At 40.1% G+C, this 6,445-nt stretch carries 7 protein-coding genes and 1 riboswitch; of the genes, 4 read left to right on the top strand and 3 right to left on the bottom strand.

From position 1 onward, the window contains the following. The first annotated feature begins 451 nt into the window (after positions 1-451). Positions 452-1,714 (top strand): ammonium transporter, encoded by a 1,263-nt coding sequence (locus tag BLS16_RS22825; protein ID WP_092335871.1) that lies wholly within the window; start codon positions 452-454, stop codon positions 1,712-1,714. Positions 1,715-1,732: 18 nt separating this feature from the next. Here the strand turns inward: BLS16_RS22825 and BLS16_RS22820 are convergent, their stop codons facing one another. The 3 genes from BLS16_RS22820 to BLS16_RS22815 all read right to left on the bottom strand — a co-directional run bounded on the left by BLS16_RS22820 (position 1,733) and on the right by BLS16_RS22815 (position 3,076). Then, the gene (locus BLS16_RS22820; protein WP_034598150.1) at positions 1,733-2,071 is read right to left on the bottom strand and encodes a P-II family nitrogen regulator; all 339 of its coding nucleotides are present in this window, start codon (positions 2,069-2,071) and stop codon (positions 1,733-1,735) included. A 242-nt stretch (positions 2,072-2,313) separates the two neighbouring features. After that, complete coding sequence (locus tag BLS16_RS24735; RefSeq protein ID WP_282433789.1) at positions 2,314-2,445, bottom strand: hypothetical protein; 132 nt, start codon at positions 2,443-2,445, stop codon at positions 2,314-2,316. A 70-nt stretch (positions 2,446-2,515) separates the two neighbouring features. Then, on the bottom strand, positions 2,516-3,076 hold the full coding sequence (locus BLS16_RS22815) for a peroxiredoxin (protein WP_143015572.1): 561 nt from the start codon (positions 3,074-3,076) through the stop codon (positions 2,516-2,518). A gap of 378 nt (positions 3,077-3,454) precedes the next feature. Beyond that, positions 3,455-3,585, top strand: a riboswitch (SAM riboswitch). A 238-nt stretch (positions 3,586-3,823) separates the two neighbouring features. Here BLS16_RS22815 and BLS16_RS22805 point away from each other — a divergent pair. From BLS16_RS22805 to BLS16_RS22795, 3 genes are read left to right on the top strand one after another with little or no spacing between them, the layout of a single operon-like run. Continuing rightward, entirely contained in the window at positions 3,824-5,020 is a 1,197-nt protein-coding gene (locus BLS16_RS22805; RefSeq protein ID WP_092335868.1) for a homocysteine biosynthesis protein, read from the top strand. A 4-nt stretch (positions 5,021-5,024) separates the two neighbouring features. Continuing rightward, positions 5,025-5,426 carry an NIL domain-containing protein gene (locus BLS16_RS22800; protein WP_034598145.1) on the top strand — a complete coding sequence of 134 codons (402 nt, stop codon included), beginning with the start codon at positions 5,025-5,027 and terminating at the stop codon, positions 5,424-5,426. Beyond that, complete coding sequence (locus BLS16_RS22795; RefSeq protein ID WP_092335867.1) at positions 5,427-6,173, top strand: UPF0280 family protein; 747 nt, start codon at positions 5,427-5,429, stop codon at positions 6,171-6,173. It abuts the gene before it with no gap. The last annotated feature ends 272 nt before the right edge of the window (positions 6,174-6,445 follow it).

Raw genomic sequence — 6,445 nt, 5'->3', positions numbered from 1 at the left:
AATTTGAGTGTACCCCTACGGTATTATTTTACATTAATTATACCATAATTACACAGTCCTATATAGACCGTACTCAAAATTAAGGAAGAACCTCTACAAACCGTAATATTCAAATTTCACAGTAAGTATTTTAGCTATATGGATTGATACATATGTGAATATTATAATAAAGGGATAAAAACATATAGACACTTTTCTCTTTGGAAGCTATAATAAAGTTACTTGCAAGTACAGGATTAAGAGAGCAAAGAGGCTCTAAAAGGGCGTTTTATATAAACGCTTTTTTAGAGCCTCTTTATGTTCTCGAGTACATAGCTTTTGGGCGGTGATAGTCTATTCCCAATAAGCTATGAATTATGCTGTTGTTTGTTGCTATTGTGATCACAAGTTGCAACGAATTTTTAGCCGCCAGTTATTATTTAGTACATATTTGAGACAAGGGGGTTTCATAATGACAGCTTTAGATACTGGGGATATATCATTCCTAGTTGTTTGTACTCTTTTAGTTTTCCTGATGACACCTGGTCTGGCCCTATTCTATGGAGGAATGGTCAGAAAAAGAAATGTGCTTTCAATCATGATGCAAAGCTATGCAGCTATGGGGATAGTCACAGTAATTTGGGTATTATTCGGTTACTCATTAGCTTTTGGATCAGATTACGGTCATATTATTGGTGGCCTTGACTGGTTGGGACTTAAGGGAGTTGGTCTTACACCGAACCCTGACTATGCTCCAACTATCCCACATTTATTGTTCTTTTTGTTCCAACTGATGTTTGCAATTATCACTCCGGCAGTGATAAGTGGAGCAACTGCAGAACGCATGCGTTTTACAGCATTTGTACTTTTTATAATTTTCTGGAGCACATTTGTATATATACCTTTAGCCCATTGGGTGTGGGGTGTTGGCGGGTGGATGCGTAATTTAGGAGTACTGGATTTTGCAGGAGGCACTGTTGTGGAAGTAGCTTCAGGTGTGTCCGGTTTGGTAGCAGCTTATGTTTTAGGTAAGCGTTTAAAGATTGGGTATGAATGGAACATTCCTCATCATATGCCTAATGTTCTCTTTGGTGGAGGGCTATTGTGGTTCGGTTGGTTTGGATTTAATTCCGGAGGAGCAATGGGTGCAAATGGTGTTGCAGTACTTGCCTTAGGTACAACTCAAATTGCAGGGGCTACTGGAATGATTGGGTGGGCTATGCTCGAATGGCTTCATCGTCGTCAAATTACAGTTTTTGGCGCGGTCAGTGGGATTATCTCTGCGCTTGTGGCTATCACCCCCGCAGCAGGATATGTTTCAACGGTTAGTGCACTGCTTATAGGGTTTGTTGCAGGCGGAATCTGCTATTTAGCAGTCAGTATTTTAAAAGCAAAGTTAGGATATGATGATGCCCTAGATGTGTTTGGAATACACGGAATTGGAGGGACTTGGGGCACCATTGCTACGGGAATATTTGCCGACTTAAGCCTTAATCCGCAAGGTAAAAATGGTTGGATTAATGGAGGTGGTTTTGAACCCGTATTAATACAATTATCTGCAGTTATAGCTACTTATCTATTTGTAGGTATAATGACATTTGTTATCTTAAAGGGTATAGCCGTAATTACCCCTCTTAGAGCAAGCGATGAGGAGCAAGTCAATGGCTTAGATTTAACTCAACATAGAGAAAAGGCCTATCCTGATTTTGAATTAAGTGAAAATGTTTATATGTAGGAACTTTTAATTAGGATTTTAGAGAGCAGCATCACCATGTTCGCCAGTTCGAATGCGGACAGCATCTGCTACGTCATACACAAAAATTTTACCATCGCCAAATTCACCTGTTTTTGATGTTTTGATAATAGCTGCAATAACTTCATCGACTTTATTAGATGAAACTACAGCTTCCAACTTTATCTTTGGTAAGAGTCGAGTAACAATTTCTTGACCGCGGTAAATTTGAGTATACCCCTTCTGATTTCCGAACCCCGAAACATTAGAGACGGTCATCCCATTTACACCAAGGTCTGATAGAATAACCTTTACGTCATTCAGTTTTTCAGGTCGTATAATAGCCTCAATTTTTTTCATAGTACCACCTTTATTTAAGTATTTTTAACAAAATAAGTTAGTCTATTCCATTATATCAGATTGCTTTCATATATTACATCATTATAAACCAGAAGCCGGGCTCATGCCCGGCTTTGTGGGGTTTTTTTCTTAAAGGGGGAGTTTTTACCCCTATCAGGTTTCCCAGTTTGAGCTTTATCTGTTGCTCTATTTGACATATCCTACCTCCGCTATTTTTTTACATGAAATTATTTAAGCTCGTTTTAACCCTTATAAGTTGTTTCCTGATCTTTTCCGTAGTCAGTTCTTCCATCTTGATCCGGTTGATGGCTATATGGCAAATCTTCACGTTTGGGGATTTTACGCTTGTTTTTAAACGACTGATCCTGCTCCATATAATGCCTCCCTTAACGTTGGAATACGTTTAGAATACCCTATGAATGAATAATTATGTCCAAGCTTAGATTAGATTTTCCCAACGTTTTTAAAATCAATCAAAATTCCGGTCATTCCAGGTTTCCAGTAGGCCGGAACTCCTTGGCCAGTCATCTCTTCATAAATTAGCCCCTGAATAATGCGAATGACCTCAGCAACGTTGCGTCCTACCTCAGGTGGATAAAGACTGACATACTTGACTCTTCCGCTAGGAGATATGATAAAGGTTGCTCTGTAGGGTATTCCTAATTCTTTTCTGAGGACTCCGTACTGATTTGAGATGGAATGAGATCGGTCTGATAATAAAGGGTACCAAACGGTGCGCGCCGAGGGGGATGTTTCTGCGAAAATCTTATGAGAGTATATGCTGTCAGTGCTAATTGCTAACACTTGAACTCCAAGTTTTTGAAGTGTCTCCTGCTGAGCAGCCACGGCTGCTAATTCAGTCGGTCAAACAAAGGTAAAATCGCTAGCATAGAAGATGAGGAGAATCCATTGACCAATAAAATCATTTAGATGAACGTTCACTTTTTTTCCCCTTACATATGCTTCCGTTTCAAAATCCGGTGCAAGTTGTTCTGGACAAATCATGCTAAAACCTCCCCGAAGAACATCTCATTTAATTTATGCGCTCGAGGGATATCTTGACAGTTATTGTAGGCATTACCGCTGATTTTTAAGAGCGATGATTCCTAAATAAACAAAAAAAGCGATCTCCTTACTAAAAAAGGAGATCCAAAGAAGAGGACTAACTACATGAAGAAAAATGAAAATAACTTACCACTAGTATATGTAGGAATATGTCGATTATATTATGTTTTATTTATGAAATATTTTACATTTATACGAATAAATTAATTCTGTAGTGGTGTAAGAACACGTGCAAAAGACTATAAAGACTTCTAAAGAATTATATTGACAGGGTATTAGTGAAATGTTAGACTCAGCATAATGAGTTGAATTAATATGCTCTTATCCGGAGTGGTGGAGGGACTAGCCCTATGAAACCCGGCAACCAGCTTAATACACGCAAAGGCGAACCTGGCGTGGACAAAGCATGGTGCTAATTCTTGCAGGATTAATTTCCTGGCAGATAAGAGGAGTGTCGAATAAACGAGATTTTGACCTCTTCTATCACAGAAGAGGTCTTTTCTATATAGTAATCAGTTTAACCTATTAGCAAGCAATATCTTGCCATAAGGCAAAAACACTTGATATTTTAGTTGAGCTTATCCAAGTGATAGGTGCGAACTGAACTTCGAACCTGATTTTGGTAAATAGTCTTTGGCTAAAGTCAGTGGTAACACTAACACGTAACAAATCTGGAGGTGGAGAGTCATGAGTGTTGAAAAAACGTATGCAGAGATCAATTCAAAAATCAGGGAAGGCAAAGCAGTGGTTGTGACTGCCGAGGAGCTTATTACTCTTGTAGAGGAAAAAGGTCTTTCCAAAGCAGCGCAAGAGGTTGATGTTGTAACTACTGGCACATTCGCTCCTATGTGTTCGTCTGGTGCCTTTTTAAGTTTTGGACACACAAAACCACGAATGAAAATGCAAAAGGTTTGGCTGAACGGAGTATCCGCTTATACTGGTATCGCAGCTGTTGACGCTTATATTGGAGCAACAGAGATGCACGAAGATGATCCGTTGAATAGCAACTATCCGGGCGAATTTCGATATGGCGGCGGGCATGTTATCGCTGACCTCGTTGCTCGCAAACCTGTCAAATTAAAGGCTTTAGCATATGGTACTGACTGTTATCCACGCAGAAACCTTGAAACAACCATTACACTGGATGACATCAATGAGGCTATTTTGTTTAATCCTCGAAATTGTTATCAAAACTATAATTGCGCTGTCAATTTAACCAATCGTACGATTTACACCTATATGGGAATGATTAAACCGCAAATGGGGAATGCCAACTATTCAACTTCAGGACAACTTAGCCCTTTATTGAAAGACCCGCATTTTAAGACAATCGGAGTTGGCACGAAGATTTTTCTTGGCGGTGGAATTGGTTATGTTGCTTGGAATGGTACGCAACACTTTCCCTCAATGATTGACGTCGATGGAAAGGAACTCGGGAGTGCAGGTGGAACCCTTGCTCTTACAGGAGATCTAAAGCAGATGAGCCCGCGATGGCTTGTTGGTACAAGTTATCTGGGCTATGGGGCAACACTTAGTGTAGGAGTCGGTATTCCAATTCCAATTCTAAATGAGGAAATTGCTCGCTACGCTGCTAAGAAAGATGAGGAGCTATTTGCTCCTATTGTTGACTACGGAGAAGCATATCCATCATTTACACCGGGAAATCTGGGATATGTCAGCTATGCAGATCTTAAGAGTGGAAAGATTATAGTCAACGGCAAAGAAGTGCCTACGGCACCTTTGTCTAGCATGCCTAGAGCTCGCGAAATTGCTGCAACCTTAAAAGGGTGGATTCAGAAGGGAGACTTCCAGTTGACTGAACCGGTTAAAACTCTCCCATCACCTGCTGATGGCTTTATTGCGCACAGTATAAAGGAGGATTGATTATATGTCGCCGAAGAGAATAGTACTCCGCTTTGGAACAGATATCTCTGTTAAGCCCATTGTATATCGCTTAGTAAAGGATTTTGATTTAGTAGTTAATATAGTGAAAGCAGACGTAAATCCTAAAAAAGAAGGAACAATGATCTTAGAGGTTACCGGAGATCAAAGTGAGAATGGACTAAACTATTTGCGTGAACTAGGTGTGTCTGTTCAGAACCTTAATCAAGAAATCATAAGAAATGAAGAAAAATGTGTGATGTGTGGAGCATGCACAGGAATTTGCCCGACGGGAGCCTTGTATATGGAACGTCCGTCTATGGAAGTTCGCTTCGATGGAGATCAATGTGTTTTTTGCCAACTTTGTGTAAAAGTATGCCCAATGTGGGCTATGGAGGTTCGTCTGTAATTGAATTATACGGAACGAAGTTATCGGCAGCAGCACCGCCAGGAGGATCTAGTTCATTTTCAACTCGGTATTAATGAGACTGATCTTGATATTGGTATAAGAAAAGAACGCTTTTCCCCTGAGTTAGTTAAATGGGTCGAAGAAACCATTCGAGCTTGTCGAAAACCCCTTGAAGAATACATTCAAAAAGATATAGATTTTGTAAGGGCACTAACGCCTTATACAATTTTGCCTGATGCTCCCCCTATAGTTCAAACTATGGCAGAGGCTGGACGACTTGCAGGGGTTGGTCCGATGGCTGCAGTTGCTGGTGCTGTAGCAGAATGGGTAGGCAAAGCAATTGCTAAACGATCCAGGGACGTAATAGTGGAAAACGGTGGAGATATTTTCATGCGAACTAGCCGGATTCGCAAAGTAGGAATTTTTGCCGGGGATTCTCCTCTTTCTAATCAGATAGCTATTGAGGTTAGACCTAGTCAGACACCGTTAGGAATATGTACGTCTTCTGGCAAGGTAGGCCATTCTTTAAGCTTTGGCAAAGCTGATGCTGTAGTAGTCCTGTCTCCTTCTGTCCCTTTGGCAGATGCAGTAGCTACTGCTACTGGAAACTATATACAAACAACGGATGATCTAGAAAAAGCTCTAGAATTTGCTTCGAGGATAAATGGGGTTACAGGTATCCTTCTTATTAAAGATGATCGCTTAGCGGCATGGGGTAGTATAAAGCTTTTGCCAGTTAATGCATGAACATTATTCATGAAAATCAAAGTTAAAAAATATATTAGTGCCTTCAGATAGTTACAGAAACTATATCTGAAGGCACTATTTGTTAGAATCCTGAATAGTTTTTGGGCCGTCGTTAGAACGAAAGGATCCTATACATTGCGTGCTTAAGAAGAAGGGTTTAGCTTTATGCTAGGCTTTAATTCCTGACTTTAGAAGTTAGAGGGGTGAAAAATAGCTGAATCGCTTGGAGCACAAGCGATTCGGCTATTTTAAAAATGTCCTATTATTTCAGG

Source organism: Desulfosporosinus hippei DSM 8344, from assembly GCF_900100785.1.
Classification (GTDB): domain Bacteria; phylum Bacillota; class Desulfitobacteriia; order Desulfitobacteriales; family Desulfitobacteriaceae; genus Desulfosporosinus; species Desulfosporosinus hippei.
This window is presented reverse-complemented; position numbering and strand designations above follow the sequence as displayed.